25 protein-coding genes are annotated in these 25,906 nt (G+C 61.4%); 11 read left to right on the forward strand and 14 right to left on the reverse strand.

Features of this window, described 5'->3' with window-relative positions:
- Positions 1 to 46: 46 nt before the first annotated feature.
- The 4 genes from ACRTG1_RS04150 to ACRTG1_RS04165 all read left to right on the forward strand — a co-directional run bounded on the left by ACRTG1_RS04150 (position 47) and on the right by ACRTG1_RS04165 (position 5,763).
- On the forward strand, positions 47 to 1,768 hold the full coding sequence (locus ACRTG1_RS04150) for a sensor histidine kinase (RefSeq protein WP_113153826.1): 1,722 nt from the start codon (positions 47 to 49) through the stop codon (positions 1,766 to 1,768).
- Between the two features lie 171 nt (positions 1,769 to 1,939).
- Positions 1,940 to 2,209, forward strand: a complete 270-nt coding sequence (rpsO, locus tag ACRTG1_RS04155) for a 30S ribosomal protein S15 (protein WP_113153827.1) — start codon at positions 1,940 to 1,942, stop codon at positions 2,207 to 2,209.
- A 310-nt stretch (positions 2,210 to 2,519) separates the two neighbouring features.
- Complete coding sequence (gene pnp, locus ACRTG1_RS04160) at positions 2,520 to 4,670, forward strand: polyribonucleotide nucleotidyltransferase (protein WP_113153828.1); 2,151 nt, start codon at positions 2,520 to 2,522, stop codon at positions 4,668 to 4,670.
- Between the two features lie 76 nt (positions 4,671 to 4,746).
- Complete coding sequence (locus ACRTG1_RS04165) at positions 4,747 to 5,763, forward strand: class I SAM-dependent methyltransferase (protein WP_206548778.1); 1,017 nt, start codon at positions 4,747 to 4,749, stop codon at positions 5,761 to 5,763.
- A gap of 19 nt (positions 5,764 to 5,782) precedes the next feature.
- Here ACRTG1_RS04165 and fabI read toward each other — a convergent pair whose 3' ends face one another.
- Genes fabI through fabA form a run of 3 tightly spaced genes read right to left on the reverse strand, consistent with a single transcriptional unit; the run spans position 5,783 to position 8,392 of the window.
- On the reverse strand, positions 5,783 to 6,601 hold the full coding sequence (gene fabI, locus ACRTG1_RS04170) for an enoyl-ACP reductase FabI (RefSeq protein ID WP_113153830.1): 819 nt from the start codon (positions 6,599 to 6,601) through the stop codon (positions 5,783 to 5,785).
- A gap of 10 nt (positions 6,602 to 6,611) precedes the next feature.
- Positions 6,612 to 7,832 (reverse strand): beta-ketoacyl-ACP synthase I, encoded by a 1,221-nt coding sequence (fabB, locus tag ACRTG1_RS04175; RefSeq protein ID WP_113153831.1) that lies wholly within the window; start codon positions 7,830 to 7,832, stop codon positions 6,612 to 6,614.
- Between the two features lie 47 nt (positions 7,833 to 7,879).
- Positions 7,880 to 8,392, reverse strand: coding sequence for a 3-hydroxyacyl-[acyl-carrier-protein] dehydratase FabA (fabA, locus tag ACRTG1_RS04180; RefSeq protein WP_113153832.1), 513 nt, complete (start codon positions 8,390 to 8,392; stop codon positions 7,880 to 7,882).
- A 253-nt stretch (positions 8,393 to 8,645) separates the two neighbouring features.
- Between fabA and irrA the strand changes: the two genes are divergently transcribed.
- Positions 8,646 to 9,074 (forward strand): iron response transcriptional regulator IrrA, encoded by a 429-nt coding sequence (irrA, locus tag ACRTG1_RS04185; protein ID WP_236042250.1) that lies wholly within the window; start codon positions 8,646 to 8,648, stop codon positions 9,072 to 9,074.
- A 200-nt stretch (positions 9,075 to 9,274) separates the two neighbouring features.
- Here the strand turns inward: irrA and ACRTG1_RS04190 are convergent, their stop codons facing one another.
- Positions 9,275 to 9,829 carry an SH3 domain-containing protein gene (locus ACRTG1_RS04190; RefSeq protein WP_113153833.1) on the reverse strand — a complete coding sequence of 185 codons (555 nt, stop codon included), beginning with the start codon at positions 9,827 to 9,829 and terminating at the stop codon, positions 9,275 to 9,277.
- A gap of 163 nt (positions 9,830 to 9,992) precedes the next feature.
- Here ACRTG1_RS04190 and ACRTG1_RS04195 point away from each other — a divergent pair, with 163 nt between their 5' ends.
- Positions 9,993 to 10,994, forward strand: coding sequence for a 2-hydroxyacid dehydrogenase (locus tag ACRTG1_RS04195; RefSeq protein WP_113153834.1), 1,002 nt, complete (start codon positions 9,993 to 9,995; stop codon positions 10,992 to 10,994).
- A gap of 252 nt (positions 10,995 to 11,246) precedes the next feature.
- Here the strand turns inward: ACRTG1_RS04195 and ACRTG1_RS04200 are convergent, their stop codons facing one another.
- The 10 genes from ACRTG1_RS04200 to ACRTG1_RS04245 form a co-directional block, all read right to left on the reverse strand.
- Entirely contained in the window at positions 11,247 to 12,023 is a 777-nt protein-coding gene (locus ACRTG1_RS04200) for a molybdopterin-synthase adenylyltransferase MoeB (RefSeq protein ID WP_432515788.1), read from the reverse strand.
- Positions 12,024 to 12,054: 31 nt separating this feature from the next.
- Complete coding sequence (gene recF, locus ACRTG1_RS04205; protein ID WP_420507348.1) at positions 12,055 to 13,221, reverse strand: DNA replication/repair protein RecF; 1,167 nt, start codon at positions 13,219 to 13,221, stop codon at positions 12,055 to 12,057.
- 17 nt (positions 13,222 to 13,238) lie between these two features.
- Entirely contained in the window at positions 13,239 to 14,357 is a 1,119-nt protein-coding gene (gene dnaN, locus ACRTG1_RS04210; RefSeq protein WP_206544368.1) for a DNA polymerase III subunit beta, read from the reverse strand.
- Positions 14,358 to 14,659: 302 nt separating this feature from the next.
- On the reverse strand, positions 14,660 to 16,060 hold the full coding sequence (dnaA, locus tag ACRTG1_RS04215; protein WP_236042257.1) for a chromosomal replication initiator protein DnaA: 1,401 nt from the start codon (positions 16,058 to 16,060) through the stop codon (positions 14,660 to 14,662).
- 1,015 nt (positions 16,061 to 17,075) lie between these two features.
- Positions 17,076 to 17,342, reverse strand: coding sequence for a 30S ribosomal protein S20 (rpsT, locus tag ACRTG1_RS04220; RefSeq protein WP_113153839.1), 267 nt, complete (start codon positions 17,340 to 17,342; stop codon positions 17,076 to 17,078).
- 224 nt (positions 17,343 to 17,566) lie between these two features.
- Positions 17,567 to 18,340 (reverse strand): enoyl-CoA hydratase, encoded by a 774-nt coding sequence (locus ACRTG1_RS04225; protein ID WP_113153840.1) that lies wholly within the window; start codon positions 18,338 to 18,340, stop codon positions 17,567 to 17,569.
- A 33-nt stretch (positions 18,341 to 18,373) separates the two neighbouring features.
- Positions 18,374 to 19,270 carry a bifunctional DNA-formamidopyrimidine glycosylase/DNA-(apurinic or apyrimidinic site) lyase gene (gene mutM / locus ACRTG1_RS04230; RefSeq protein WP_297565304.1) on the reverse strand — a complete coding sequence of 299 codons (897 nt, stop codon included), beginning with the start codon at positions 19,268 to 19,270 and terminating at the stop codon, positions 18,374 to 18,376.
- Between the two features lie 266 nt (positions 19,271 to 19,536).
- On the reverse strand, positions 19,537 to 20,166 hold the full coding sequence (locus ACRTG1_RS04235; RefSeq protein ID WP_432515789.1) for a TadE/TadG family type IV pilus assembly protein: 630 nt from the start codon (positions 20,164 to 20,166) through the stop codon (positions 19,537 to 19,539).
- A 38-nt stretch (positions 20,167 to 20,204) separates the two neighbouring features.
- Positions 20,205 to 20,753: a TadE/TadG family type IV pilus assembly protein gene (locus tag ACRTG1_RS04240; protein WP_283800264.1), complete on the reverse strand. Its 549-nt coding sequence runs from the start codon at positions 20,751 to 20,753 to the stop codon at positions 20,205 to 20,207.
- A gap of 145 nt (positions 20,754 to 20,898) precedes the next feature.
- Positions 20,899 to 21,312, reverse strand: a complete 414-nt coding sequence (locus tag ACRTG1_RS04245) for a pilus assembly protein N-terminal domain-containing protein (RefSeq protein ID WP_222474203.1) — start codon at positions 21,310 to 21,312, stop codon at positions 20,899 to 20,901.
- A 353-nt stretch (positions 21,313 to 21,665) separates the two neighbouring features.
- Between ACRTG1_RS04245 and ACRTG1_RS04250 the strand changes: the two genes are divergently transcribed.
- The 5 genes from ACRTG1_RS04250 to ACRTG1_RS04270 all read left to right on the forward strand — a co-directional run bounded on the left by ACRTG1_RS04250 (position 21,666) and on the right by ACRTG1_RS04270 (position 25,889).
- Positions 21,666 to 21,845, forward strand: a complete 180-nt coding sequence (locus tag ACRTG1_RS04250) for a Flp family type IVb pilin (protein WP_297561483.1) — start codon at positions 21,666 to 21,668, stop codon at positions 21,843 to 21,845.
- 155 nt (positions 21,846 to 22,000) lie between these two features.
- On the forward strand, positions 22,001 to 22,522 hold the full coding sequence (locus tag ACRTG1_RS04255; RefSeq protein ID WP_432515790.1) for an A24 family peptidase: 522 nt from the start codon (positions 22,001 to 22,003) through the stop codon (positions 22,520 to 22,522).
- Positions 22,523 to 22,723: 201 nt separating this feature from the next.
- Complete coding sequence (gene cpaB, locus ACRTG1_RS04260; protein ID WP_432515791.1) at positions 22,724 to 23,539, forward strand: Flp pilus assembly protein CpaB; 816 nt, start codon at positions 22,724 to 22,726, stop codon at positions 23,537 to 23,539.
- 62 nt (positions 23,540 to 23,601) lie between these two features.
- On the forward strand, positions 23,602 to 25,131 hold the full coding sequence (locus tag ACRTG1_RS04265; protein ID WP_432515792.1) for a type II and III secretion system protein family protein: 1,530 nt from the start codon (positions 23,602 to 23,604) through the stop codon (positions 25,129 to 25,131).
- A 14-nt stretch (positions 25,132 to 25,145) separates the two neighbouring features.
- Entirely contained in the window at positions 25,146 to 25,889 is a 744-nt protein-coding gene (locus ACRTG1_RS04270) for a CpaD family pilus assembly protein (RefSeq protein WP_206544377.1), read from the forward strand.
- Positions 25,890 to 25,906 lie beyond the last annotated feature (17 nt).

Genomic DNA, 25,906 nt, shown 5'->3' on the forward strand with positions numbered 1-25,906 from the left:
TTTCGTGCATTGTGTACACAAACAAGGCTAGGGTCGGGCGAATTGCATGCAGTCAACGGATAGCGCGTCTCGGGGAACACTGTCTGAGCGCATAGGGGCGTTTGTCTCAGGTCCCAAACCAATCAGCTTCTTTCTGTTCCTCCTGATCGCGGTCACCATCATCCCCGCGATCGGGGTTTCGGTCGTTCTGCTTCAACGCAACAATGAAGCACAGCGCGAAGTGGTGACGACACTGGCCGAAGCCATGGCCGGTTCCATCGCCGAGGCGGTGGACCGCGAATTGAGCGGCATGAACACCACGCTGCGCGTCCTCTCCACCACGCCGTCGCTGACCGAGGGCGACATGGAGGACTTTTACTACCGCGCCAAGCTTGCCCTGGCGGGCAGTGGCTCCAACCTGCGCGTGCTGGACGAAAACTTCAAACCGCTCCTCAACACGAATGTGCCGTTTGGCGAGGCTTTGCAGCCCTTTGATGATCCTCTGGTCGCCGAGGCGGCATTGAAGGGCAAGGCCACGGTCACCTCGGGCGTTCTGTTCGGCAAGCTCGCCGGCAAGTGGAGCTTCAAGGTGGTCAAGCCGTTCTTTCCCGATTCCGGACCACCGCGCACGCTCGTGATGACGCGCTATGCGGATACGCTGACGGACGTGCTGTCCCAGCAGATGCTGCGTGGCGGCTGGAACGCCTCGGTGGTGGACAAGAACAACACCGTTGTCGCTTCGTCCTTCATGTCTTCGGAGGTCGGGAAGCCGTTCTTCCTGGATCTGGAGGGCGATGGCATCTACCGCGAGGCGGAGCCAGCGGAGGGCCGGGAGGGCGGCACCTATATCACGATCATCGATGAATCGGGCTTCAGCGGCTGGAAATCCGTGGTCTGGGCTTCCACCACGACGATCGAGGAGCCCATGCGCTATTCGCTGCGCATGCTTCTGGCTGGCGGTCTTCTGGTCATCGCCATCGGCGCATTCGCGGCATGGCTTCTCGGTCGGCAGATCGCCGGGCCGGTGCGCCGGCTTGCACGTGATGCGCGACGGCTGGGGGCGGGCGAACCGGTCCACGCCATCGAATATCCGATTGCCGAGGTCGCAACCGTGTCCTCTGCACTTGCCGAAGCCGCGCTTGACCGAGAGCAGGCGGAAAACGAGATCCGTCTTCTCATGCGCGAGGTGGCGCATCGCTCGAAGAACCAGCTCACCGTGGTTTCGTCCATGGCCAAGCAGACGGCGCGCAGTTCGCGCACCTTCGCCGGTTTCCAGGATGCGTTCCAGAAGCGTCTGTACGGTCTTGCGCGGTCCACCGATCTGCTCATCGCCGGCGGTGCGGCCGGCGTGGAACTCCATGAACTTCTGTCGGTGCAGGTCGATCCGTTCCGCCCCGACAGCCCTGATCGCCTGACGATGAACGGTCCGAAATTCCGTCTCGCAAACCAGCCGGCCCAGACTATTGGTCTTGCCGTGCACGAACTGGCGACCAACGCCGCCAAGTATGGTGCGTTTTCGAACAATGACGGGCGTCTCGACATCACCTGGAAAATCAGGGACGACATGCTGGTCATCAACTGGCGTGAACATGTGGCGCGGGCGCGCCGGCGCACAAACCGTCGCGGTTTCGGCACGGAGATCATCGATCGCATGGTGGGCGGTACGCTGGACGCGGAGATTTCACGTGTCTTCCACCGTGACGGGCTGGAATGCGTGTTCAAGATTCCGGTCGACAGGCTCGAGCCGGATCTCACCAAAGCGGCGCGCGGCGAGGAGCCCCAGGGCTGAGCGGCGGGCTGAGCGGCGGCGCAACGGACAATGTTTGGGCTGGTAATCGCATGCGATTTCGCCTATATGCCAGCCATCATTGCGCCTTGAGTGCGCATTGTTGAATGGCCCCGGCTGGACGACATCCCGGCTGAGGGCGACCCTTTTCCCTAAATTCCAGAAAGGAAGCCGATGTCGATTACTGCAGAGCGCAAACAGGATTTGCTGAAAGAATTTGCCACCGTTCAGGGCGACACGGGTTCTCCGGAAGTCCAGGTCGCTATTCTGACCGAGCGGATCAAGAACCTCACCGAGCACTTCAAGGACCACAAGAAGGACAATCACTCCCGTCGTGGCCTCCTGAAGCTCGTCTCCCAGCGTCGCCGTCTTCTGGACTATCTGAAGAAGAAGGACGAAGGCCGCTACAAGACGCTGATCGAGAAGCTCGGACTGCGGCGCTAAGCTGATTTGGCCGGCGGATACCAAGGGGTGTCCGCCGGTCTCATTTGGGCATGCGAAAGATTTGCATGTCTCACGGCTCCGGCCAGGCATGATTGCGACGGCGGCTTTGCCGCCATCTCATGCCTGCAAGACCGGATAGCCGAGGCCCTAATGGACAGGTCATGGGGCAGGATTGCAGGATGCTTGCGGCACAGAGCCGGCCAAACCCAAGCCTCCCGTTGTCTTGCCCGTGGCTCGTCCGACAACGAAGCAGAGCCGGAGAGACGCGCAGCCAGGCGTTGGCGCACCCTTCGGCGCAAAAGGACAAGATATGTTCAAGCACCACAAAGTTGAGATCGAATGGGGCGGTCGTCCGCTCATTCTTGAGACCGGCCAGATTGCCCGTCAGGCAGACGGCGCAGTGCTCGCCACCTATGGCGAGACCGTTGTTCTCGCAACCGTCGTTTCCGCGAAAGAGCCGAAGCCGGGCTTCGACTTCTTCCCGCTGACCGTCAACTACCAGGAAAAGACCTTTGCCGCCGGCAAGATCCCGGGTGGCTACTTCAAGCGCGAAGGCCGTCCGAGCGAGAAGGAGACGCTGGTCTCCCGCCTGATCGACCGTCCGATCCGCCCGCTCTTCGTCGATGGCTACAAGAACGACACCCAGGTCATCGCCACCGTGCTGCAGCACGATCTGGAGAATGATCCGGACATCGTCGCCATGGTTGCCGTTTCCGCAGCGCTCACGCTCTCCGGTGTTCCCTTCATGGGCCCGATCGGCGCAGCGCGCGTTGGCTACATCGGTGGTGAGTACGTCCTCAACCCGCATGTCGACGAGATGGAAGAGACCAAGCTCGACCTCGTCGTCGCCGGTACGGGCGATGCCGTTCTGATGGTGGAATCGGAAGCTCAGCAGCTCCCCGAGGACGTCATGCTCGGCGCCGTCATGTTCGGCCACAAGAACTTCCAGCCGGTCATCGACGCGGTCATCAAGCTCGCCGAAGTTGCCGCCAAGGAACCCCGCGACTTCACGCCGCCGGATCTCTCCGAGCTCGAAGGCGAGATGCTCAAGATCGTCGAAAGCGATCTGCGCGAAGCCTACAAGATCACCGACAAGCAGAAGCGCTACGATGCCGTTGACGCCGCCAAGGCGAAGGTGAAAGAGACGCTCCTGCCGGAAGGCGAGGAAGAGACCAAGTGGTCGGCCGAGCAGGTCAACACGGTCTTCAAGAGCCTGCAGGGCAAGATCGTTCGCTGGAACATCCTCGACACCGGCGGCCGCATCGACGGACGCGACCTGAAGACGGTTCGCCCGATCGCAGCCCAGGCAGGCCTTCTGCCGCGCACGCACGGTTCCGCGCTCTTCACCCGTGGTGAGACGCAGGCCCTCGTGGTTGCAACGCTGGGCACCGGCGAAGACGAGCAGTTCATCGACTCGCTCACCGGCACCTACAAGGAGGCTTTCCTCCTGCACTACAACTTCCCGCCCTACTCCGTGGGCGAGACGGGCCGCATGGGTTCGCCCGGCCGTCGTGAGATCGGTCATGGCAAGCTCGCATGGCGCGCCATCCACCCGATGCTGCCGGAAGCGGACCAGTTCCCCTACACGCTGCGCGTCGTTTCCGAGGTCACCGAGTCCAACGGTTCGTCCTCCATGGCAACCGTCTGCGGCACCTCGCTGGCCCTCATGGACGCCGGCGTGCCGCTGGCAAAGCCGGTTGCCGGCATCGCCATGGGCCTGATCAAGGAAGACGAGCGCTTCGCCGTTCTCTCCGACATCCTGGGTGACGAAGATCACCTCGGCGACATGGACTTCAAGGTCGCCGGCACGGATGAGGGCATCACCTCGCTCCAGATGGACATCAAGATCGATGGCATCACCGAGGAGATCATGCAGATCGCCCTCGACCAGGCCAAGGACGGCCGTCTGCACATTCTCGGCGAGATGGCCAAGGCCCTTTCCGAGAGCCGTGGTGAGCTGGGTGAGTTCGCTCCGCGCATCGAGGTCATGCAGATCCCGACCGACAAAATCCGCGACGTGATCGGTTCCGGCGGCAAGGTGATCCGCGAGATCGTCGAGAAGACCGGCGCCAAGATCAACATCGAGGACGACGGCACCGTGAAGATCGCTTCTTCCAACGCCAAGGAAATCGAGGCAGCGAAGAAGTGGATCCACTCCATCACGGCAGAGCCGGAAGTGGGCGAGATCTACGAAGGCACGGTCGTCAAGACCGCCGACTTCGGCGCATTCGTGAACTTCTTCGGTCCGCGCGACGGTCTGGTGCACATCTCGCAGCTCGCGCAGGAGCGCGTTGGCAAGACCACCGATGTCGTCAAGGAAGGTGACAAGGTGTTCGTGAAGCTGATGGGCTTCGATGAGCGCGGCAAGGTTCGCCTCTCCATGAAGGTCGTCGACCAGGAGACGGGCAAGGAAATCGTCCGCGAGAAGAAGAAGGAAGAGGCCGAGGACGCCGAGGGCTGATCCCGCTTCCCTTCTGAACCAACATGCGGGCGCGGCCATTCAGGTCGCGCCCGTTTTCATATCCGGAACCGCATCCATGACCGACACACCGCTTCCCACCCTTCTGTTTCCATTCGAGCGCGGGCTGATCGATCCGCCGGGCGAGGGGGAGCGTGTGCTTTTTCTGGGCGCACCGGGCGGCCTGCTGCTGCCATCCGACTTCTCGGGAAGTCTCACGGCCATTCAGGGCTATCGGCCCGACTATCTGGCGCTCAGCCAGGCTGGCGTGACCGTGGAGCCGGAGCCGGTGGGCGAGGGCTATGACATGGCGCTTGTCCTGCTTGGCAGGCACCGGCGTGAGAACGAACAGCGCCTTGCCGAGGCCTTGAACCGGACACGCGCCGGCGCGCTCATCATTGCGGCCTGCGCCAAGAAAGACGGCGGCGGCAGCGTGCGCAAGCGCATGGCGTCGCTGGTGGAGCTTGAGGATCATGCCTCCAAGCATCATGGTGTCGTGTTCTGGTTGCGCCGGCCTGAGCGGCTGGAGCCTGCGCTGATGGCCGAGCTGAGCGCCGGCGACAGCGAGGCGGACGGTTTCGCCACCGCAGCCGGCGGCTTTTCCGATGACGGCATTGATCCGGGCTCGGCGCTTCTCGTTGAATGCCTGCCGGACAATCTGTCAGGCGCGATAGCTGATTTCGCGGCCGGCTGGGGCTATCTTTCCGTTGCCGCGGCCGAGCGCGCACCGGAGGTGAAGAGTATCGATCTCTATGAGGCGCATCACGCGTCTCTGGAGGCGGCGCGGCGCAACATGGCCGCAAGGGCGCCGCAGATGCCGGCGCGCTTCTTCTGGCAGGACCTTCTGGGAGAGCCGGTGAACGAGCGCTATGACGTGATCCTGATGAACCCGCCTTTCCATCGCAGCCGGGCTGCGGAGCCCGATATGGGCCATGCGATGATCGCGGCGGCGGCAAAGGCGCTCAAGCCGCGCGGGCGGCTGTTCCTCGTCGCCAACAGGCAGCTTCCCTATGAAGAGAGCCTCCAAAAGCATTTCGCGGCACAGGGTGAGCTGCGCCGCGATACGGTGTTCAAGGTTTTGTGGGCCCGCAAGTAGCGGGCCGATCTGTTCCGGTTCAGTCGTCGCCGGTGGCGGCGCTGATCCGCTTCAGCTCTTCCATGGTGGGCATGGAAACGGTGTTGTAGCCGGAATCCACATAGTGGATTTCGCCGGTCACGCCGGACGACAGGTCGGACAGGAGGTAAAGCGCCGATCCGCCGATCTCGTCGATCACCACAGTGCGCCGCAGCGGCGCATTGCGCTGCTGGTAGGAGAACATGTAGCGGGCGTCGGAGATGCCGGCACCAGCCAGGGTGCGCACCGGGCCTGCCGAGATCGCGTTGACGCGGATGTTGCGCGGGCCGTAGTCGCTCGCCAGATAGCGCACGCTTGCCTCAAGACCGGCCTTGGCCACGCCCATCACGTTGTAATTGGGCATGACGCGGGTGGAACCCGCATAGGTCAGCGTCAGCATCTGCCCGCCATTGTCCATCATTTCAGCCGCCTTGCGGGCAACTTCCGTGAAGGAATAGCAGGAGATCACCATGGTGCGCACGAAGTTCTCGCGCGTGGTGTTGGCGTAGAGGCCCTTCAGCTCGTTGCGGTCGGAGAAACCGATCGCGTGAACGATGAAGTCGAGAGAACCCCACTCTTCCTTCAGACCGTCGAAGACGGAGTTGATGGAAGCGCTGTCTTCCACGTCGCACGGGAAGAGCAGCTTGGAGTTCACTTTCTCGGCCAGCGGCTTCACACGGCGGCCAAAAGCATCGCCCTGATAGGTGAAGGCAAGCTCCGCGCCCTGTTCGGCAAGCTTCTTGGCAATGCCCCAGGCAATCGAATGGTCGTTGGCGACCCCCATAATGAGGCCGCGCTTACCCTTCATCAAACCGTCCATGGACCTTATCTCAACCTGCGTAGCGCTGGAAAACCAGCGTGGCGTTGGTGCCGCCAAAGCCGAAGGAGTTGGAAAGCACAGTATCGATCTTGGCGTTGTCGATGCGCTTGCGCACGATCGGCGCGCCCTCGAACTCGGGGTCGAGCTCGGTGATGTGCGCGCTCTCGCCAATGAATCCTGCCTGCATCATCAGGATCGAATAGATCGATTCCTGTGCGCCTGCGCCGCCGAGCGAGTGACCGGTCAGCGACTTGGTCGATGCGATGTGCGGGATCTTGTCGCCAAACACCTGGCGGATCGCTTCGATCTCGCGGGAATCGCCCACCGGCGTCGCCGTGCCATGCGTGTTGATGTAATCGACATCGCCGGTCACCGTGGAGAGCGCCTGCTTCATGCAGCGCACCGCGCCTTCACCCGAAGGAGCAACCATGTCGAAACCGTCGGAGGTCGCGCCATAGCCGGTCAGCTCGGCATAGATCTTCGCACCGCGCGCCTTGGCGTGCTCGAGCTCTTCCAGAACCAGAACGCCCGCGCCGCCAGCGATGACGAAGCCGTCACGCGTCGCGTCATAGGCACGTGAGGCCGTGGCCGGCGTGTCGTTGTGCTTGGAGGACATGGCGCCCATGGCGTCGAAGAGGTTCGACATGGTCCAGTCGAGATCTTCGTGGCCGCCGGCGAACATGATGTCCTGCTTGCCCCACTGGATCAATTCCGCCGCATTGCCGATGCAGTGTGCGGAGGTCGAGCAGGCCGACGAGATCGAGTAGTTCACGCCGTGGATCTTGAACCAGGTGGCGAGCGTCGCCGACGCCGTCGAAGACATGGCCTTCGGCACGGCGAACGGTCCGATGCGCTTGGGCGAGCCCTTTTCGATGGTCGTCTGCGCGGCTTCAAAGATGGTGCGGGTGGACGGACCGCCCGAACCCATGATGATGCCGGTGCGCTCGTTGGTGATGTCGCCTTCCTCGAGGCCGGAGTCGGCAATCGCCTGCTCCATGGCCACGTGGTTCCATGCGCCGCCCTTCGAGAGGAAGCGCATGGCGCGGCGGTCGACGACCTCAGCCGGATCGAGCGTCGGTGCGCCCCATACCTGGCAACGGAAGCCGTGTTCGGCGAAATCTTCCGAGAACGAAATGCCCGATTTTGCATCGCGCAGCGAGGCGGTTACCTCGTCTGCGTCGTTGCCAATCGAGGATACGATTCCGAGACCGGTGACGACGACACGTCTCATGATGCTCTCCTTGGGCCGAACGTCGGCCGCCAGTCAGTGATTGAAAATCAGGCTTCCTGCTTGGCCAGGCCGACGCGCAGGTCGGTTGCCTTGTAGATCTGTTCGCCATCGGCCTTGAGCCAGCCATCAGCGATGCCGAGCACGAGGCGGCCCTTCATCACCCGCTTGAAGTCGATGCCGTATTCGACCTTCTTCACGTCAGGCGTGACCATGCCCTTGAACTTCACTTCCCCGGTGGAGAGCGCCATGCCCTTGCCGGGTAAGCCAAGCCAGCCGAGGTAGAAGCCGGTCAGCTGCCACATGGCGTCGAGGCCAAGGCAGCCAGGCATCACCGGGTTGCCGATGAAGTGGCAGGGGAAGAACCAGAGGTCCGGCTTGATGTCGAACTCGGCGCGGGCATAGCCCTTTCCGAACTCACCGCCCTCTTCCTGAATGTCGGTGATGCGGTCGAACATCAACATGGGCGGAGCAGGCAACTGGGCGTTGCCGGGTCCAAAAAGTTCACCCCGGCCGCAGGCCAGGAGATCTTCGTAGTCGTAGCTGTTCTTCGTTTGCGCCATCAAAAGCCATCCCGTCCATGGTCCGGTCGTGCCGAAACCTTTCTTGTCATTGTGCGCTCTCCCTATCACAGCTTGTTTCTTGCTGGAAACAGCCGTTGTGGGAATTTGCAAAACCGGCCATGACTGCCCCCGAAAAACTGCCGCTATTGATCGCTTTGAATGGAGCGAATATATGTCGGATGAAGAAAATGCTGCAGCCAGAGCCGGGAAATACAATCCGGGGCTCATGCAACAGGAAAGACGGACGGTTTCATTGTCTATCTCGAACGAAGGACAGAACGTCACGCTGGAAGAGCGTTTGAGGAATGCGGGCCTGCGCCCGACACGCCAGCGCATCGCGCTCGCCGATCTCCTCTTCGCCTCCGGCGACCGCCATGTCTCGGCCGAGGCACTGCATGAGGAAGCCCAGCATGCCGGCTTCTCCGTTTCGCTTGCCACCGTCTACAACACGCTGCACCAGTTCACCGAGGCGGGCATGCTGCGCATCGTTCAGGTGGAAGGCGCACGCACCTATTTCGACACCAATGTGTCCGATCACCATCACTTCTTCTTCGAGGAAGACGAGACGGTGTTCGACATTCCCTCGCGTGGCGTCGAGGTCCGCAACCTTCCCGAACCGCCGGAAGGTATGGAAATCGCGAATGTCGATATCGTTGTGAGACTGCGCCGCAAGCGCCACTAGAGCAATTCCAGGAAAAGTGGGAACCGGTTGTCCGTCCGGAATTGCGCAAAAACAAGCATTCGAGCGTTTTTGCAATTCCAGGAAGAGCGGGAACGCTCTGGATCGCCGTGCATCCAGTCGGATGCACGAAGGACGCGCCAGCCCCCCTGCTTTCACTTTTCAGTCCGATATTCTGAGGCTGCGGCGTTCGCCGCCCGCGATCAATCCTTGATCGTTTCGCCGGGATAAGCGCCCCAGATCTGCGACTGGTTCACCCAGCCCGAATAACCGGCGAATTCCATTTCGCACCAGTCTCCGTTGCAGAGCTTGATGGAGCCGATCGCGCCGGGCTCGATATGGGCCACGAGGCGCGCGTCTTCCTGCGGGTCTGCGCGCAGTTCGATATCGGCTTCCTTGCCCTTGAACCACGGGGCCGCGATGGCCGTGCGGCGGCCTGAAAGCAGCGCCTGGTTGATCCAGCCTTCCGCGCCATCGGCGTCGCGCACGCGCCGCCAGTTGTCGTATTCCTGGATGATCTCCATCGGTAGACCGGACTTCATGTACATCCAGTTCACCGCGTAGCTCAGCCCGGGGCCGACGCGCATGTTCACGCGGCTCGATTTCAGGCTGACGAAACGGGGCAGGGGCAGCCCGCTCGGGCCGACCTTCTCATTCGGTTCAGTGTTTGCCTGTGCATGTGTCGTCATTGGCGTCGCAACCAGCATGGCGACGGCAAGGGCTGCAAACAGTGAACGGAATGGCGCGTTGGCCGGCATTGCGGAACTCCCGGTAACCTTGTTCTGGCGGAACGAGCGCTTCCACCCTTTTTCTTTGTCTTGGCCGCCACCGCTTGATAGAGAGAAGGCAGCCCGGCTCGGCATTGCAGTGTCGCGTATCTTGGTTAAAGAGGTATCAACAGGGCGTTATTTTGGAGACCATATGACCGTCAGGAAGAAGCCTCTCGTCGTCATCACCCGCAAGCTGCCGGATCAGGTCGAAACGCGCATGCGCGAACTGTTCGACGCGCGCCTCAATCTCGACGACAGGCGGATGACGCAGCCCGAACTGGTGGCTGCGGTCAAGGAAGCCGACGTTCTTGTTCCCACGATCACGGACCGGATCGACGCCGCCCTCATCGCGCAGGCCGGCGATCAGCTCAAGCTGATCGCCAATTTCGGCAATGGCGTCGACAATGTCGATGTGGTGGCCGCCGCCAAGAAGGGCATCACCGTCACCAACACGCCCAATGTTCTCAATGAAGACACGGCCGACATGACCATGGCGCTCATGCTCGCCGTGCCGCGCCGTCTGACCGAGGGCGCAGAGGTTCTGCGCAGCGGCGGCAAGTGGGATGGCTGGTCGCCCACATGGATGCTGGGGCACCGCATCTGGGGCAAGCGTCTTGGCATTGTCGGCATGGGCCGCGTCGGCACCGCCGTGGCGCGGCGCGCAAAGGCGTTCGGCCTGTCGATCCATTATCACAACCGTCAGCGGGTTTCCCCGGCCATCGAAGACGAGCTGGAGGCAACCTATTGGGACAGCCTCGACCAGATGCTGGCCCGCATGGACATCATCTCCGTCAACTGCCCTTCAACGCCTGCAACCTTCCATCTCCTGTCGGCGCGCCGGCTGGAGCTGATGCAGCCGCGCGCCTATCTGGTGAACACGGCCCGCGGCGATGTGGTGGATGAGGATGCGCTGATCCGCCTGGTCGAAGAGGGCAAGCTGGCAGGCGCAGGGCTCGACGTCTTCGAGCATGAGCCGTCGGTCAATCCCAAGCTTCTCAAGCTCGCGAAGAAGAACAAGATCGTGATTCTGCCGCATATGGGCTCGGCGACCATCGAGGGTCGCATCGACATGGGCGAGAAGGTCATCATCAACATCCGCACCTTCTTCGATGGTCATCGCCCGCCGGACCGGGTTCTGCCGAAAAACGTCTGAGCAGACGACTCATTGCCTTGTGGGCTTGATCACTGCGTGGCGTGCGCCGCGCAGCGATTTCGTTTGCCCAAGGTTTCCTGACCGTCGCGTGGTGCGTGGTTCGACAAGCTCACCATGAGGGACGGGGGGCTGTGTAGACGGGGTGGTGAACTGCCCCGAGTATTCGAACCGGCCTCCCTGCCAGACACAACGACCCTCATGGTGAGCTTGTCGAACCACGCAGGGTCTCACTGCAACGGGTAAGCGGTAATCTCAGCCCGCACGCCGCCGGTATTTCACGGTTTCAAAACGGGCTGCCAGCGCATCGTAAAGCAGCAGGCGGCCGATCAGCGGTTCACCCGCTCCGGTGATGAGCTTGATCACCTCCATCGCCTCCAGCGTTCCCATCACGCCGGTCAGCGCGCCGACAATGCCGGCTTCCGCGCAGCCTGGCACCAGTCCCGCCGGCGGCGGTTCGGGAAAGAGATCGCGATAGCCCGGCAGCGGGTTGCCGTCGCCGTCCCGCTCGAAGGGCTTGAGCACGGTCAGCGACCCGTCGAAGCGGCCCACCGCCGCCGTCACGAGCGGGCGCTCCACCGCCGCGCATGTGTCGGCCAGAAGGTAGCGCGTGGCGAAATTGTCCGAGCCGTCCACCACGATGTCATAGGCGGCGATGATGCCGGCGGCATTCTCCGTATCAAGCCGCTTCACATGCGTTTCGACCGTCACATGCGGGTTGATGCGGAGAATGCTTGCCCGGGCGCTCTCCACCTTTTCCATGCCGACACTGCCCGTGTCGTGGATCACCTGACGCTGCAGGTTGGAGAGCGACACCGTGTCGTCGTCGATCACGCCCAGCGTGCCTATGCCGGCAGCCGCCAGATAGCTCAGAACCGGTGCGCCGAGCCCACCTGCGCCAATCACCAGAACCCGCGCCTTCTTGAGTTTTTGCTGCCCGGCGCCGCCGATCTCCGGCAGAACGATATGGCGGGCATAGCGCTCCAGCTCGGTGTCGGAAAGTGCGGTGGGGGATGTGGTTGTCTCGGTCATGCGGCGATCTTATCCAGCAGGAGAGAGGGTGTCAGCGTGGTTCGTGGATCGCGCCGGCCGATACGGAGAAAAACTGCGCGCGGCCTTCGATGGCCGAGAACAGGCTTGCCTCCGTGCCGGTCATGAAGGCCTGACAGTTCAGCTCTTCCAGAATCGAGAAGAGCGCTGCCCGCCGGTCCGGGTCGAAATGCGCGGAGATCTCGTCCAGCAGAAGGATGGGCGCGCTGCCCGAAAGCTCGCCGGTCAGGCGCGCATGAGCGAGAATCAGCCCCACGAGCAGCGCCTTCTGCTCGCCGGTGGAACAGCGTGCGGCGGGCATGTCCTTGGGGACGTGGCGCACCAGAAGCTCGCTGCGGTGCGGGCCTTCCAGCGTGCGCCCGGCAGCGCGGTCGCGCGGGCGGTGGTCGCGCAGGAGCCGGCGGAACATTTCCTCGACATCCACGGCGGCGTTCTGGCCGATCTCCGCATCAATCGTGCCTTCGAGCGCAATCTCGGCGGTGGGGAAGGGGCCATCGGCGGGCAGGCGTTCATTCATCGCCGCCAGAAGGCGCACCATCTCGGCGCGGGCCGCTGCAATCGCCACGCCGGTTTCGGCCATCTGGGTCTCGATGGCGTCGAACCAGCCGGCATCGCGCGAATCCTCCGACAGAAGGCGGTTGCGCGCCCGCATTGCCTTCTCATAGTCGAGCGCGCGACGGCCATGGGCCGGGTCGATGGCCAGAACGAGACGGTCGAGAAAGCGGCGGCGGTCGCCGGCAGGCCCGGTGAACAGCGCATCCATGGCCGGTGTCAGCCACAGAACGCGCACCCATTCGAGCATGGCGTCGGCGGTTCGCGCGGTTTCGCCATTGATGCGCAGGCGGCGGCCGGTTTCAGCGCCCGGCTGCATTCCGGCAGTGCCGGTGCCGATCTCGCATTCGCCGAAAGGCCCTTCAAGCCTTGCATGGATGGCAAAGCCCGTTTCAGCGCCCACGCGCGCAACATCGTCGAACTTGGCGCGGCGCAGGCCACGGCCGGGGGAGAGGAAGGAAACGGCTTCGAGCAGGTTCGTCTTGCCGGCGCCGTTCTCGCCGGTCAAAACCACGGCGCCCGGCGCGAGATCCAGCGCCAGGGCGTGATAATTGCGGAAGTCGGTCAGGCTAAGCCTGGTTACGTGAACCTGGGCTACGGGCTGCCTGCCGGATGTCTGCTCGACCAAGGGAGAGCCATCGACGCCTAGACGCGCATCGGCATCAGAACGTAGAGCGTGCTTTCGTCGCCTTCATCCTGCACGAGGGTCGGCGAACCGGCATCGGCCAGGAGGAAGCGTGCATTGCCACCCGAAAGCTGCGCCGCCACATCCAGAAGATAGCGGGCGTTGAAGCCGATCTCGATGGGGTCGGATTCGTAATCCGCCGCCAGCTCTTCCGTTGCCGAGCCCGAATCCGGGTTGTTGACGGTGAGCGTCACCTGGCCCTCGGCGATGGTCAGCTTCACGGCGCGGCCGCGCTCGGAAGAGATGGTCGAAACGCGGTCCACTGCAGAAGCGAAGGTCTGGCGGTCGATCACCAGCTGCTTGTCATTGCCGGTCGGTATCACGCGCTGATAGTCGGGGAAGGTGCCGTCGATCAGTTTCGAAGTCAGGATCACGCTGCCGATTGTGAAGCGGATCTTCGTGTCCGAAAGCTCAACCGTCACGGCCACGTCAGGCGCGTCCACCAGCTTCTGCAGCTCACCCACGGTCTTGCGCGGAATGATGATGCCCGGCATGCCTTCGGAGCCGGCCGGCGCTTCCATCTCGGCGCGTGCAAGGCGGTGTCCGTCGGTTGCCACGGAGCGCAGCTTGAGGCTGCCCTCGGACTCGATCGTGTGCAGGAAGATACCGTTCAGATAATAGCGCGTCTCCTCGGTGGAGATGGCGAACTGCGTCTTCTCGATCAGCGCCTTCAGATCCGCCGAGTCGAGGCGGAAGATGTGCGAGAAATTACCGGCGGAAAGCTCGGGGAAGTCAGACTGCGGCAGGCACTGGAGGCGGAAGCTGGAACGTCCGGCCATCACCGACATGGCATTGCCGTCTTCGTCCGTCTTCAGCATGACCTCTGCGCCGTCCGGCAGCTTGCGCACGATGTCGTAGAGCAGGTGCGCGGGCACGGTCGTCGCGCCGGCCTGCTCGATTGTCGCACCCGCTGCCTCGGTCACTTCGAGGTCGAGGTCGGTCGCCTTCAATTGCAGGCTCGCGCCGTCAGCGCTCAGAAGCACGTTGGACAGAATCGGGATGGTGTTGCGGCGCTCCACCACGCGATGAACATGGTTCAGGGACTTCAAAAGGGTGGAGCGTTCCAGAATAACACGCATGACCAATCAATCTCACTTGAATGAAGAATAGCCCGGCAAACATGACGCATGTCCAGGACAGCCGTGAACAGGCTTGATTTGACCCAAAATGACAGGAAATCAACGGGAAACGCAAGCCTGTCATGGGCTTACGCGCTCGTTCGCCGCGCATTCTGGGGAAAAGAAGGCTCCTGGCGGCGTTGCGCCGCGCCGCCCTGGCTGCGATGCGCCCCCTGCCGGGAACAAAAGAGCGCCTTTCCGGCTGGCGGCGGCGCTCCAAAAGGAAAATGCCGGCAGGCTCGAAAACCTGCCGGCCTGTCCGGTTAAGCCTGGTCGCTGATCAGGCGCTTCAGGAGTTCGATCTCCTGTGCAAGCTGCCTGTCGCCATCAGTCAGACCCTCGATCTTGCGCACCGCATGCAGCACCGTCGTGTGGTCACGCCCGCCGAAGCGGCGGCCGATCTCGGGCAGCGAGCGCGGCGTCATGACCTTGGAGAGGTACATGGCCACCTGGCGCGGTTTCACGATGGTCCGCGTGCGGCGGTTGGACAGAAGCTCCGTCTTCGACACGTTGTAGTGCCGTGCGACGATGCGCTGGATGTCCTCGATGCGCACACGTTTGGGCTCGCCTGCACGGCACACATGGCCGAGGATCTCGTCGATCCGGTCAATGGTGATCTGCGGCTCGAAGGAGTGGCGGAACAGAAGCTGGTTGAACGCGCCTTCCAGTTCGCGACCGCTGCCGGTCACGGAACGTGCGACATGGACCAGGATCTCCTCCGGGATATCCAGCGATGCGTCCTCGGCCTGCGCGCTCTCAAGGCGCTGCTTCAGGATCGAAAGGCGCATGGCGAAATCCGGTGCGCCGATCTCCAGCGAAACGCCGCCATTGAGGCGCGACTTCACGCGCGGCTCAAGCGATTCCAGCTCTGAGGGCGGCCGGTCTGCGGCCACCACCACCTGACGGGCGCTGTCGAGCAGCATGTTCAGGAGATGGCAGAACTCGTTCTGGATCGACTTGCCCTGCAGGAACTGCATGTCATCGATGATGAGAAGATCGATGTCGCGCAGCTGCTCCTTCAGGGTCAGCGCATTGTTGTCGCGGATCGCGGTTGCGAAGCGCCACATGAAGTATTCCGCCGTCAGGTAGACGACACGTGCCTGCGGCTTGCGGCGCAGCGATTCTGCAGCGATTGCCTGCAGCATGTGCGTCTTGCCGAGGCCGACGGATGCGTGGAGAAACAGCGGGTTGAAGCGAACTGCATTGGAATCGGATTCCGCAACAGTGCGCGCCGCCGCGCATGCCACGCGGTTGGATGTGCCCTCGATGAGGGATTCAAACGTGTACCGGCTATCGAGAGGAGACCCCAGAATGTTGGAGCGTCCCTCAAGGTCCGGCATCTGCGCGGGAGCGGACCGTGCGGCCGGGTTCGCCGAAAGCGTTCCCGTGGCCAGTGCGGTCTGCGGCCGGGTCGAAACCTTGCGCGCTGCCGCCGGCTTGCTGTCCTGGGAGGTGCGTACATTGCGCGTTGCCGTGCGTACGACGATCTCCACCTTCAGCGTGTCTGGCGATTCTTTCTTCCAGAGCTCGGTAATGAGGTCCAGATAATGCCCGTTGATCCAAGAGCGCAGGAAGGCGGTCGGAACCGAGATGCGCACGGAGCCCTTGGAGGCTTCCATGAGCTTCATACGACCGAACCAGCTGGAGTAGACCTCACTGCCCAGACGTGCACGGAGCTGCGTTTTAACGCGCTCGAATACTGCGTCGGAAGGTCCTGCCTTGCTGTCGCTGTTGCCTGCTTCTTTGGTCTCAGTGTCCTTCTGAGACATCTGCTCTTGAAAAGAAAATCCCCCCGAAACTTCCCTTTCAGCGCCGCTTTGCATTCCTTGTGTCCCTGTCGCTTTGAGTGGTGTTTTTACGGAAGAGCCCACCTGAGTTAATTGCCCCTGCTCATTCCGTATCTTTTTGATTGGTGTGTTTGTTCCAGTCAGTGTTGCTCGTCTGACTTTCGGCCCCAAACGCTCCTTTTGCTTTCTACAGGCGTAAACTGCAGTTCCAATTAATGTGCGCAGCCACCGGATGATAAAATCGCCGGCGGCAGCATAGCCTTGCGCTCGCTTGAGCAAGTGGCGCGGATGCGCCTCGATCGGTCCCCGACAGACAAGCGGGCAGGGCTGTTTCGAGAGCGCACGAAGCCCCTGCGCAGAATCGGGATTCCGCGTTTCAGTAGGTGCCGATTTGGGCTTAAATTCGTTGGGCTCTGTCCGCCCTCTCGATGGCCTGACATTACCGAAATCCTTGTGGAAAGGGCAAGGGCGAGACTGCCGCTTTTTTGTCGAATCTGCTCTTGTTTCCCGCGCTGAAATCGGCATCGCCCAAGGGGTGTGGCGATAAGCTGTTTGGATTCAAGAGCCTTTTTCATTTGCCGCGTGACCGAGTCGGGGCGGAAAAAAATCTCAAAAAATAACTTGACATTTCAGGGTCTCTCCGGCGTCGGGGATGACATGGATAACCTGTGGATAAAGGTTTGTAAAACACTGAAATAAAAGGGGAATATTGAATGGCGACCGTTGGATGGCGTTCGGTATGTGACGGCTTTGCACGATTCCCGGCCGTCTTCCTTCAAGAAAAGAAAAAGGCCGGTCTCAAACGTCGGTGACGTGCTGAGAGCCAACCTTTTGATGGGCAAAGAAAAACCCGGCACATGGCCGGGTTTCTCAGGAATATCTAAGCGATATATCAGGCGCTAAGCGATTTCACGCGCGCGGCAAGGCGGGACACTTTCCGCGATGCCGTGTTGCGGTGAAGGACGCCCTTGCCGGCAGCGCGCATCAGCTCGGGCTGTGCTGCCTTGAAGGCGGTTTCCGCTGCAGCCTTGTCGCCAGCGGCCAGCGCTTCTTCGACCTTGCGAACGAAGCTGCGCACGCGCGAGCGACGGTTCTTGTTAACCGCAGTACGGCGAGCAATCTTGCGAACCGCCTTCTTGGCCGAAGTCGTGTTGGCCATGTTTCCTCTCTCGTCTCTACAGATTTTGCCGCGAAGTCTCTCGCGGACGCAAAACAAAAAGGGCAGCCGCAGGGCCACCACAGTCGTGGCGGCTTATAGTAGAGCTTTCGGGCAACGTCAACGCCTATTGCCCTTCAAACCGCCCCGGACTGCATGTCTGCGGCCAACCGACCGCCTCAGGTGCGGTTCCGCAGCATTGCCGCGGAACCTGATGGCCGCACTTCTCAGCGATTCTTGAAGTTCGCGGAGCGCTTTTCGGTGAACGCCGACATGCCTTCCTTCTGGTCGTCCAGGGCAAACATGGCGTGGAACACGCGCCGTTCGAACCGCAGGCCTTCGGCAAGCGTCGTCTCATAGGCGCGGTTGACGGCTTCCTTGGTCATCATCACGGCCGGAAGCGAGAAATCGGCGATCTTGTCGGCGGCCTTGAGCGCCTCCTCGATCAACTCGCCCGGCGGAACCACGCGCGACACGAGGCCGGAGCGCTCCGCCTCGGCGGCGTCCATCATGCGGCCGGTCAGGCACATATCCATCGCCTTGGATTTGCCGACAAAGCGGGTGAGGCGCTGAGAGCCGCCCATGCCGGGCATGACGCCGAGCGTGATCTCGGGCTGGCCGAACTTTGCGTTGTCCGCCGCGATGATGAAATCGCACATCATGGCCAGCTCGCAACCGCCGCCGAGCGCATAGCCCGAAACCGCCGCAATGACCGGCTTGCGCACGCGCGTCAGCCCTTCCCAGCCAGCAAAGAGGTCTTCCAGATAGGCGTCGACATAGTTCTTCGAGGCCATTTCCTTGATGTCGGCGCCGGCGGCAAAGGCCTTCTCCGAACCGGTGAGCACGATGGCGCCAACGCGCGGGTTCTCGTCAAAGGCTTTAGCCGCTGCGACGACTTCCTCGAGCACCTTCGAGTTCAGGGCGTTGAGCGCTTTGGGGCGGTTCAGCGTGATCAATCCCACGCGCTCCCGCGTTTCCACCAGGATCGTTTCATAGGCCATGGTCTGTTTTCCTCTCCGTGTTCGTGAAAAGAGCTAGCGCTGGCAGGACGGGCAGAAGAATGTGGAGCGCCCGGCCTGAACGATCCGCCGGACCGTGCCGCCGCATTCTTCGCGCTGGCAGGGTTGTCCCTCCCGGTCATAGACCTTGAAGGCGTGTTGGAAATATCCAAGCGAGCCATCCGCCTTCACATAGTCGCGCAATGATGAGCCGCCGGCTGCTATCGCCTCGGCAATGACCGCACGAATGGCTGTGGCGAGCCGCTCGCACCGCTCAGACGTTCCCCGCTTCGAAACGATGGACGCGGCTGTGCGCCTTGGCGAGAGCCGGGCGCGCCACAGAGCCTCGCACACATAGATGTTGCCCAGCCCGGCGATGATGCGTTGGTCGAGCAATGCCGCTTTCAGGGAGGTTCTCTTCCCGCGCAGGCGTTCCGCCAGTTCCGCACCGTCCAGCGCATTGCCCGTCGGTTCGATCCCGAGCCCGGCCAGAAGCGGGTGACTGTCGAGCCGTCCATCGTCATGTAAGAGCATGAAGCCGAAACGGCGCGGGTCGTTGTAGACGACGCGAATATTGCGCCCGTCGACGCCTTTCAGGTGGAAAACGGCATGATCGTGTTTCTCGGCCTTCGAGCGTTCATGATGAAACTTGCCGGGGGCGGGGTGTTCCTCTTCCTCATCCTGATCGACGCGGAACGAGCCGGACATGCCGAGATGGCAAAGCACCACGTCGGAGGTTTCCAGGTGGATGAGCAGGTACTTTGCGCGGCGGCCAAGAGCGATGATCTCCTGACCGGCGAGACGCTTGTTGAAATCCGGCGGAAACGGAAAACGCAGGTTCGGACGGCGCAGCTCGACGGAATCGATATGCGCCCCCTCCATGACCGGCTGCAGCCCACGGCGGACCGTTTCGACCTCTGGCAATTCAGGCATGTGTGGAATGCTCGCTGAAGAAGTATGGGCTCTGATGCCGGGCACGCGGCTGAGGGAGCGGTATCCTGCAAGCGCCGTAAAGCGTTGAACCGCCCCGCAGGAGGCAGTTCACGCCGGTCGAGCCGGAGCTTTCATGAATGAAAAGGAATGCGCGCGCCATGCCCGGTTCTCATTGCTCCCGTTCACCAAGACATAGAAGGGTGGCCGGGGCTTTGCAATCGGACAGAACATCGCCCTTTGGCGATCATAAACGGGCAGGCGCGTATTCAGCAGTCCGAGCAGGGAATGGAGCTGCTCATGCGCGGGCGCAGATAATAGCGCTCGCTCATCTGCAGATTGTCGAGACCCGCCATCGCGGTGATGCCGAGCGACTTCTGACCATTGCTCGACCAGGTGATGATCGGCTTATAACCAAGCGATGTGGTCGCCCATATATAGAACGCGCCCTTTTTCATGAGTTCCTGGGGGATCGTGGTGATGCTGCCCTTGGGCAGGCCAGGCCCGGTGGAGCCGTTCTTCAGCTCACGCGACCAGACGACCCTCACCTCCGGTGTGTCTTCATCGGTCACCTCGATCGCGGTCAGGGTGATGTTTGGCTCGGAGCGGTTGTAAGGTTTTAGGATCGCGCCGCCGATCTTCATGATCGCATCGGCCTCACTCGGCGTGATCGAAGGCTGCTGGGCTGCCAGATCGCCGATCATGCTGGCGGCGCGGCTTATCTTCTTGTTGGCGTTGATCGCCTGACCGAATTCCAGGGTCAGGAAATACATGGCGAACAGGATCGGCGCGACGATCGCGAATTCGATGGCCGCCACGCCGCGTCTGTCGCGCAGGAAGTCGCGTATTGCAATCATGAGCCCCATCCTGCCGCCGTCCGTCTTCTGGTGGTGTTTCATCTCGGTTTCCCCGCGCCTCTGCCAGAGTTTCGACTGCATCAGAATGGCTCGTTCTGCCAGGTGCTGGTCGAGTAGAGCAGCATCTTCCCGTCTGGCAGCCGCTCGGCCAGAATGTTGGTCACCACGGGCCAGTGGTAGAAGACGCGCAGCATGTTTTTGGACAGTGCCGGCCCCAGATCGACCTCTGTGTTGATCGAGCCGTCAGCATTGAGGGCGAGCGCCGCCTTGGCGGCGTCCTCGAATGTGTCGAACTGGCGAAGATCGACTTCAAGGCCGGGACAGGTGTTCGACATGAGGATGGAGATGCGATCGCAGATCAACTGGCGGAGCTTGGTCTCGTCGAGCGTTACCCGCTGCTCCTGTCCTGTCCGGAAAAGCCGCGCCACGTCATCAGTTGCGTTGGTCAGCAATTGCTGCGCTGCAAAGGCGATGCTGGATTCCAGGATCACGAAGATCAGAAAGAAGAAGGGTATGCCGAGAAAGGCGAACTCGATGGCCGTCGCGCCTTCGTCGTTTTTGATGAAGCGCCGTAAGACGCGGCGTCCCAGACGCGCTCCGATACCGTTCTGCTTTTTCCGCTCGCCCATTTCCGGCCCCTGAGGTGAAAACCCAACGGGACGAACATTAGCGCGTTCAGGTTGCATTCCGGTTTTGACGACCAGTCGAATTGAAGCGCAAGGTTTCAGGTTTTGTAAACCATGCACTTGCCGCTTTTCGAAAAGCGGGGAGGTGCTACTGGCTGGAGTTCAGCTCGGCTTCGGAAAGGCGTTCGGCCTCGGTCTTGTAGGCGCTCTCGCAATAGGGCGTGCAGGACAGCGTCTGCACATTGGCGCGGCGATAGATGCGAACCGAATCCACGGTCTGCCGGCTGACCACCACCTGCTCGTCAACGACGGGTTGCCCGTCAATGTCGAGCACGACGAGGTTGGTCACGCCGAAGCCCTTGCCGGTGAGAACGATCGTGGTGGCGTCCTGCACGGCGGCGTCCGCAATTTCCGGGTTGCCGATGACGATCGTGTCGGCAGGGCGGGCCAGCTTCACGATCTTCGCCTGGTTCATCACCACTTCGATGGAGGATGTGTCTGCGAGGGTTGTGGCTGGCATCGCGACCAGCCCCGCAAGCAGTGCGACCGATTTCAAGGCCATTCCGGATTTCGAAAATGCGTGGCGCATCGCCCTGCTCCCCAAGTCAAGCTGAAGAGACCATGAACCATATTGGTGAACCAAGGGTTAAGTGCGCCGCCCCGTGGTTGCAGAACCGGTCGCAGAAGGCCGTCCCGTGCGGGTGTATATATAATGTCACAAAACGGCCCTGGGTTGCGTATGTGTGATTATGCAACTGTTAACCATTGAGGGCGCTTTGGGGCAGCAAGGTTTTGGTAAGGCTGTTTCTTAAGCTGGTTGAAAGAGCTCCTTCGTATGTTCTGCACATCCGATCAACACACGAAAAAACGTTGACGGTCTTGCTGAACAAAAACGCGGAAGAGGAGTTTTACAAAATGGCTAATCTGTTTGCACGTTTCCTGAAGGACGAGTCCGGCGCAACCGCAATCGAATACGGTCTGCTTGCCGCTCTGATCGCTGTGGGCATCATCACGGCTGCTGGTAGCCTTGGCACGAGCATCTCGGGCCTCTTTACCGACATCGGCGGTGAACTCGACGCTGCAGTGGCCAACTAAGCCACGCTTTCGGGGGATAGTCTCCCAAACGAAACCGCCTCTCGCAAGGGAGGCGGTTTTTTTGTTTCTGGAGCGGTATCGCAGGGTGCTCTCGCGCATTTCACCAAGTCTTAAGGCCGCTCGCGCAGAATGCTCAAAAATCGGGGCAAGGTCATATGCTTGAAGCGGCAATTTTCGTCATATTTCCATTCTGCATGGTGTTTGCGGCGGTCTCGGACATTCTCTCCATGACCATCGCCAATCGTGTTTCGCTGATCCTTCTGGCGGCCTTTGCCGTCATCGCGCCTTTCACCGGCATGGACTGGTCGCAGATCGGTCTTCACATGGCCGCTGGTGCGCTGGTGCTGAGCGTCACATTCGTTCTGTTCGCGGTTGGCGGCATGGGGGGCGGGGATGCGAAGCTGATGGCGGCCACCGCCATATGGTTTGGGCTGAGTGTGGCGCTCGTCCAGTATCTTGTCTTCGCGGCGATCTTCGGCGGCGTCCTGACGCTGGCGCTTGTCTATTTCAGGAATTCCCCCTTGGCCCATTTTGCCGGAGGCAATGCGCTCCTGCAGCATCTGGCCAATGGCAAGGCAGGCATTCCCTATGGCATCGCGCTCGGGATTGCGGGGCTGGTCTCCTATCCGGAAACACCGATCATGCAATGGGCCGTTGCCCGACTGGCAGGCGGTTAGTCCTTCGCCCCACAGCTTTGACGGATATGCAGATACCCTGGTGTTTCACCGGGGTATTTTTTTGGGGAGCGAAGCGGCATCCGACGACCGGTCAACACTAAATTAATAACGTCTGTAAGCTTCACGTTAACCATAATTTGACGATTGGAAGCCCATTGTCCGCTTCACGCAAGGTAAGTCCGAGCACGAGGGGCGGAAGTCATGAGCAAATCCCGGATCGTCATTTTGGGTGTGGCCGTACTGGCTGCTCTCGGCGCCGGATATGTGGCCAAAAACCTGACTGCGCCGCAACCGCAGCAGCCGGCCGTGCAGGCCAGCGTGCCGGAACCGACGGTCGATCTCGTCGATGTGCTGGTCATCGGCCAGGACGTTCCCATGGGCTCGGAACTGGGCAGCGGGCTGAACTGGCAGTCCTGGCCCAGAGAGAACATCAACGCAAACATGATCGTTCGTGACCAGAGCCCCGAGGCTCTGGAGGAACTGCGCAACTCCATCGCCCGCGTAAACCTCTATACGGGTGAGCCGCTGCGGCGTTCCAAGCTGATCGGCGAAGGCATGAGCTTCATGTCGGCGATTCTGCCATCGGGAAAGCGCGCCGTCGCCACGCAGATCGCAGCCGACACGTCGGCCGGTGGTTTCATTCTGCCCAATGATTTCGTTGACGTGATCATGACCCGGAGGGCCGAGGACAAAGATTCGGCCAATGGCTTCATCACCGAGACCATCCTCAAGAACATCAAGATCCTCGCCATCGACCAGACCATTCAGGAAGATGAGGAAGGCCGCCGCGTGAAGGTCGGTGAGACCGCCACGCTGGAGCTCACGCCGGAGCAGGCCGAAATCATCACCGTGGCGCAGCAGATGGCCGACCGCCTTACGCTTTCGCTGAGAGCAATTACCGACACCGGCGAAGAGGCGGACGCCAGCGGCGCTTACCTCGTGTCCGGTCGGGGCCGTGGCAACAGTGTCCGCCTTATCAAGTCGGGTGAAGTGACCGAAGTGGGGACCCGTAAATGATCAGGCGCGCCAGCAGGGGAACTTCCGTGAAAAATACGGGCGTTAAAAAAACGGGGCGGATTATGGGCACAAAATCACGACTGACCGCACGTGTTCTTCTGGGCTGCGCAGCAGCGTTGTCCCTGCAGATCGCCATGCCCGCGAGCGAGGCATATGCGGCTCAGAACACGGTCAAGGCGAGGGCCAGCAGCGCCACACAGCGCATACAGCTCGGTCTCAACAAGTCGCTGGTGCTGGACCTGCCAAGCGACGCCTATGACATTCTCGTCGCCAATCCAGCCGTTGCAGACGCCGTCACGCGTACCGCGCGCCGGATCTATCTGTTCGGCAAACAGGTGGGCGAAACGAACATCTTCGTCTTCGGAGCGAATGGCGAGCAGATCGCCAGCCTCGACGTTGCGGTCGAGCGCGATGTCGCGGGTCTGGAAGACTATCTGAAACGCTTCATCCCGAACTCCGACATCGATGTCGAACTCATCAACGACAATGTGGTGCTGACCGGAACGGTCGAGACGCCACTCGATGCATCGCGCGCCGCACAGCTGGCGCAGATCTTCGTGACCGGCGGTGAAGCGACAACAGGTCAGTATTCACAGAGCGCCGCCGCGCCGACCGATGGTGGCGGTGTCGCCATCAACAACCCGGACAAACAGCGTCAGCAAAGCCGCATCGTCAACATGCTGCAGATCATCGGCGAGGACCAGGTCACGCTCAAGGTGACAGTTGCCGAGGTCAGCCGCTCCGTCATGAAGCAGCTCGGCGTGAACATGATTGGCTCGGGCAACGTCGACGGCATCACCTGGGGAGCGATCAGTGACAATTTCGCCGGTCTGGGCAAGTCGCTGTCGCACAGTGGCTTCTCTGTCGGCGGCTCGCTGATTGACGCTTATGTCAATGCGATGGAACAGGCAGGTGTCATGAAGACTCTGGCTGAACCAGCGCTGACCGCCGTGTCCGGCGAGAAGGCGACGTTCCGCGTCGGCGGTGAGTTCAACCTTGTCACAGGTGTGGACTCTGCCGTTTCCGACGAGAACAAGACGGGCCAGACGAAGTACGACATTCAGAAAGTCGAATACGGTATCGGCCTTGAGTTCCTGCCGACGGTTCTCTCTGCCGGCCGGATCAGCCTGAAGATAAGGACACAGGTTTCCGAACCCACCACGCAGGGCTCGGTTGCCATGTCCCAGGGCGTCCGGTCGAAGGGAACGAACATCATTTCCATCCGCAAGCGACTGGCCGACACCACTGTCGAGTTACCGTCGGGCGGTTCGATGATGATTGCCGGCCTGGTGCAGGACGATGTGCGTCAGGCGTTCACCGGTGTGCCAGGCCTCTCAAAAGTGCCGGTGCTTGGCGCACTGTTCCGGAGCCGCGACTTCGTGCGCAACGAGACCGAACTGGTGATCATCGTCACGCCTTATCTGTCGAAGCCCACGGCGCGCACCGCGCTTGCCAAGCCGGATGACAATTTCACGCCGGCCAGCGATGGCGCGGGCATGTTCCTGGGGCGGGTCAACCGCGTCTACGGAACCATGAAAACCGATCTGCCCAATGGCCGCTATCACGGCGTTGTCGGCTACATCTACAAGTGAGCGGGGAGAAGGTCATGTCGGGGGTGGTCATGATGAAACATGAGACTGGAAATACCGCACGGCTTAAAACGACCGGTGCTGTCCTCCTCATCGGCGCTGCCGCCCTGCTGGCTGGCTGTGCCGCGAAGCGGGACTCGGTGATTGTGGGCTCCATTCCGGATGACTACCGCACCAACCACCCGATCGTGATCTCCGAGAAGGATCAGAAGATCGATTTGCCGGTCGCTGTCTCGGCCAAAAGCATGACGCGTGGCCAGGCCGGCACGCTCGCCGGCTTCATGAGCGGTTATGACCGGCGGTCCGGCGGCACGGTCACGGTGCTGGTTCCGACCGGCTCCGTCAATGAGCGCGGGGCGTCCAACATCGCTTCCCAGATTACGCGGCAGCTGCAGAAGCATGGCGTGCCGCCCGAGAACATTGCGGTCGTTTCCTACCGGGCGCCATCGGCAGATACTGCGCCGCCGATCCGCGTGTCCTATCCCGCGATCAGGGCTTCCACCAACCAGTGTGGCCGGTGGCCAGAAGACATTCTCGACACCACGGATAACAAGCATTACGCGAATTTCGGCTGTTCCTATCAGAACAATCTCGCCGCGCAGGTGGCTAATCCCAACGATTTCCTCGGTCCGCGTCAGCAGACGCCCATCGATGCGGAAAACCGGATGGGAGTGATCGACAAGTATCGTGGTTCGGAAAGCAGTTACGAAGCCGGCAAGGTTTCCAAGGAATTCCGCGGCAACCGAGAAGTCCAGTACTAGGCGGGGGCAAGAGGCAT

Source organism: Nitratireductor sp. PBL-C9, from assembly GCF_050877045.1.
GTDB classification, from domain to species: Bacteria; Pseudomonadota; Alphaproteobacteria; order Rhizobiales; family Rhizobiaceae; genus Nitratireductor; species Nitratireductor aquimarinus.

What these genes read in the sequence shown, in the direction of transcription:
- rpsO (WP_113153827.1), top strand. Translation starts at nt 1,940, where the DNA reads ATGTCGATTACTGCAGAGCGCAAACAGGATTTGCTGAAAGAATTTGCC.
- cpaB (WP_432515791.1), top strand. Translation starts at nt 22,724, where the DNA reads ATGAGCAAATCCCGGATCGTCATTTTGGGTGTGGCCGTACTGGCTGCT.
- fabB (WP_113153831.1), bottom strand. Translation starts at nt 7,832, where the DNA reads ATGAGACGTGTCGTCGTCACCGGTCTCGGAATCGTATCCTCGATTGGC.
- ACRTG1_RS04255 (WP_432515790.1), top strand. Translation starts at nt 22,001, where the DNA reads ATGCTTGAAGCGGCAATTTTCGTCATATTTCCATTCTGCATGGTGTTT.
- ACRTG1_RS04195 (WP_113153834.1), top strand. Translation starts at nt 9,993, where the DNA reads ATGACCGTCAGGAAGAAGCCTCTCGTCGTCATCACCCGCAAGCTGCCG.
- ACRTG1_RS04240 (WP_283800264.1), bottom strand. Translation starts at nt 20,753, where the DNA reads ATGGGCGAGCGGAAAAAGCAGAACGGTATCGGAGCGCGTCTGGGACGC.
- ACRTG1_RS04235 (WP_432515789.1), bottom strand. Translation starts at nt 20,166, where the DNA reads ATGAAACACCACCAGAAGACGGACGGCGGCAGGATGGGGCTCATGATT.
- ACRTG1_RS04245 (WP_222474203.1), bottom strand. Translation starts at nt 21,312, where the DNA reads ATGGCCTTGAAATCGGTCGCACTGCTTGCGGGGCTGGTCGCGATGCCA.
- rpsT (WP_113153839.1), bottom strand. Translation starts at nt 17,342, where the DNA reads ATGGCCAACACGACTTCGGCCAAGAAGGCGGTTCGCAAGATTGCTCGC.
- dnaN (WP_206544368.1), bottom strand. Translation starts at nt 14,357, where the DNA reads ATGCGTGTTATTCTGGAACGCTCCACCCTTTTGAAGTCCCTGAACCAT.
- fabA (WP_113153832.1), bottom strand. Translation starts at nt 8,392, where the DNA reads ATGGCGCAAACGAAGAACAGCTACGACTACGAAGATCTCCTGGCCTGC.
- ACRTG1_RS04250 (WP_297561483.1), top strand. Translation starts at nt 21,666, where the DNA reads ATGGCTAATCTGTTTGCACGTTTCCTGAAGGACGAGTCCGGCGCAACC.
- pnp (WP_113153828.1), top strand. Translation starts at nt 2,520, where the DNA reads ATGTTCAAGCACCACAAAGTTGAGATCGAATGGGGCGGTCGTCCGCTC.
- ACRTG1_RS04200 (WP_432515788.1), bottom strand. Translation starts at nt 12,023, where the DNA reads ATGACCGAGACAACCACATCCCCCACCGCACTTTCCGACACCGAGCTG.
- ACRTG1_RS04150 (WP_113153826.1), top strand. Translation starts at nt 47, where the DNA reads ATGCAGTCAACGGATAGCGCGTCTCGGGGAACACTGTCTGAGCGCATA.
- mutM (WP_297565304.1), bottom strand. Translation starts at nt 19,270, where the DNA reads ATGCCTGAATTGCCAGAGGTCGAAACGGTCCGCCGTGGGCTGCAGCCG.
- ACRTG1_RS04165 (WP_206548778.1), top strand. Translation starts at nt 4,747, where the DNA reads ATGACCGACACACCGCTTCCCACCCTTCTGTTTCCATTCGAGCGCGGG.
- ACRTG1_RS04265 (WP_432515792.1), top strand. Translation starts at nt 23,602, where the DNA reads ATGGGCACAAAATCACGACTGACCGCACGTGTTCTTCTGGGCTGCGCA.
- ACRTG1_RS04225 (WP_113153840.1), bottom strand. Translation starts at nt 18,340, where the DNA reads ATGGCCTATGAAACGATCCTGGTGGAAACGCGGGAGCGCGTGGGATTG.
- ACRTG1_RS04270 (WP_206544377.1), top strand. Translation starts at nt 25,146, where the DNA reads ATGTCGGGGGTGGTCATGATGAAACATGAGACTGGAAATACCGCACGG.
- ACRTG1_RS04190 (WP_113153833.1), bottom strand. Translation starts at nt 9,829, where the DNA reads ATGCCGGCCAACGCGCCATTCCGTTCACTGTTTGCAGCCCTTGCCGTC.
- fabI (WP_113153830.1), bottom strand. Translation starts at nt 6,601, where the DNA reads ATGGACGGTTTGATGAAGGGTAAGCGCGGCCTCATTATGGGGGTCGCC.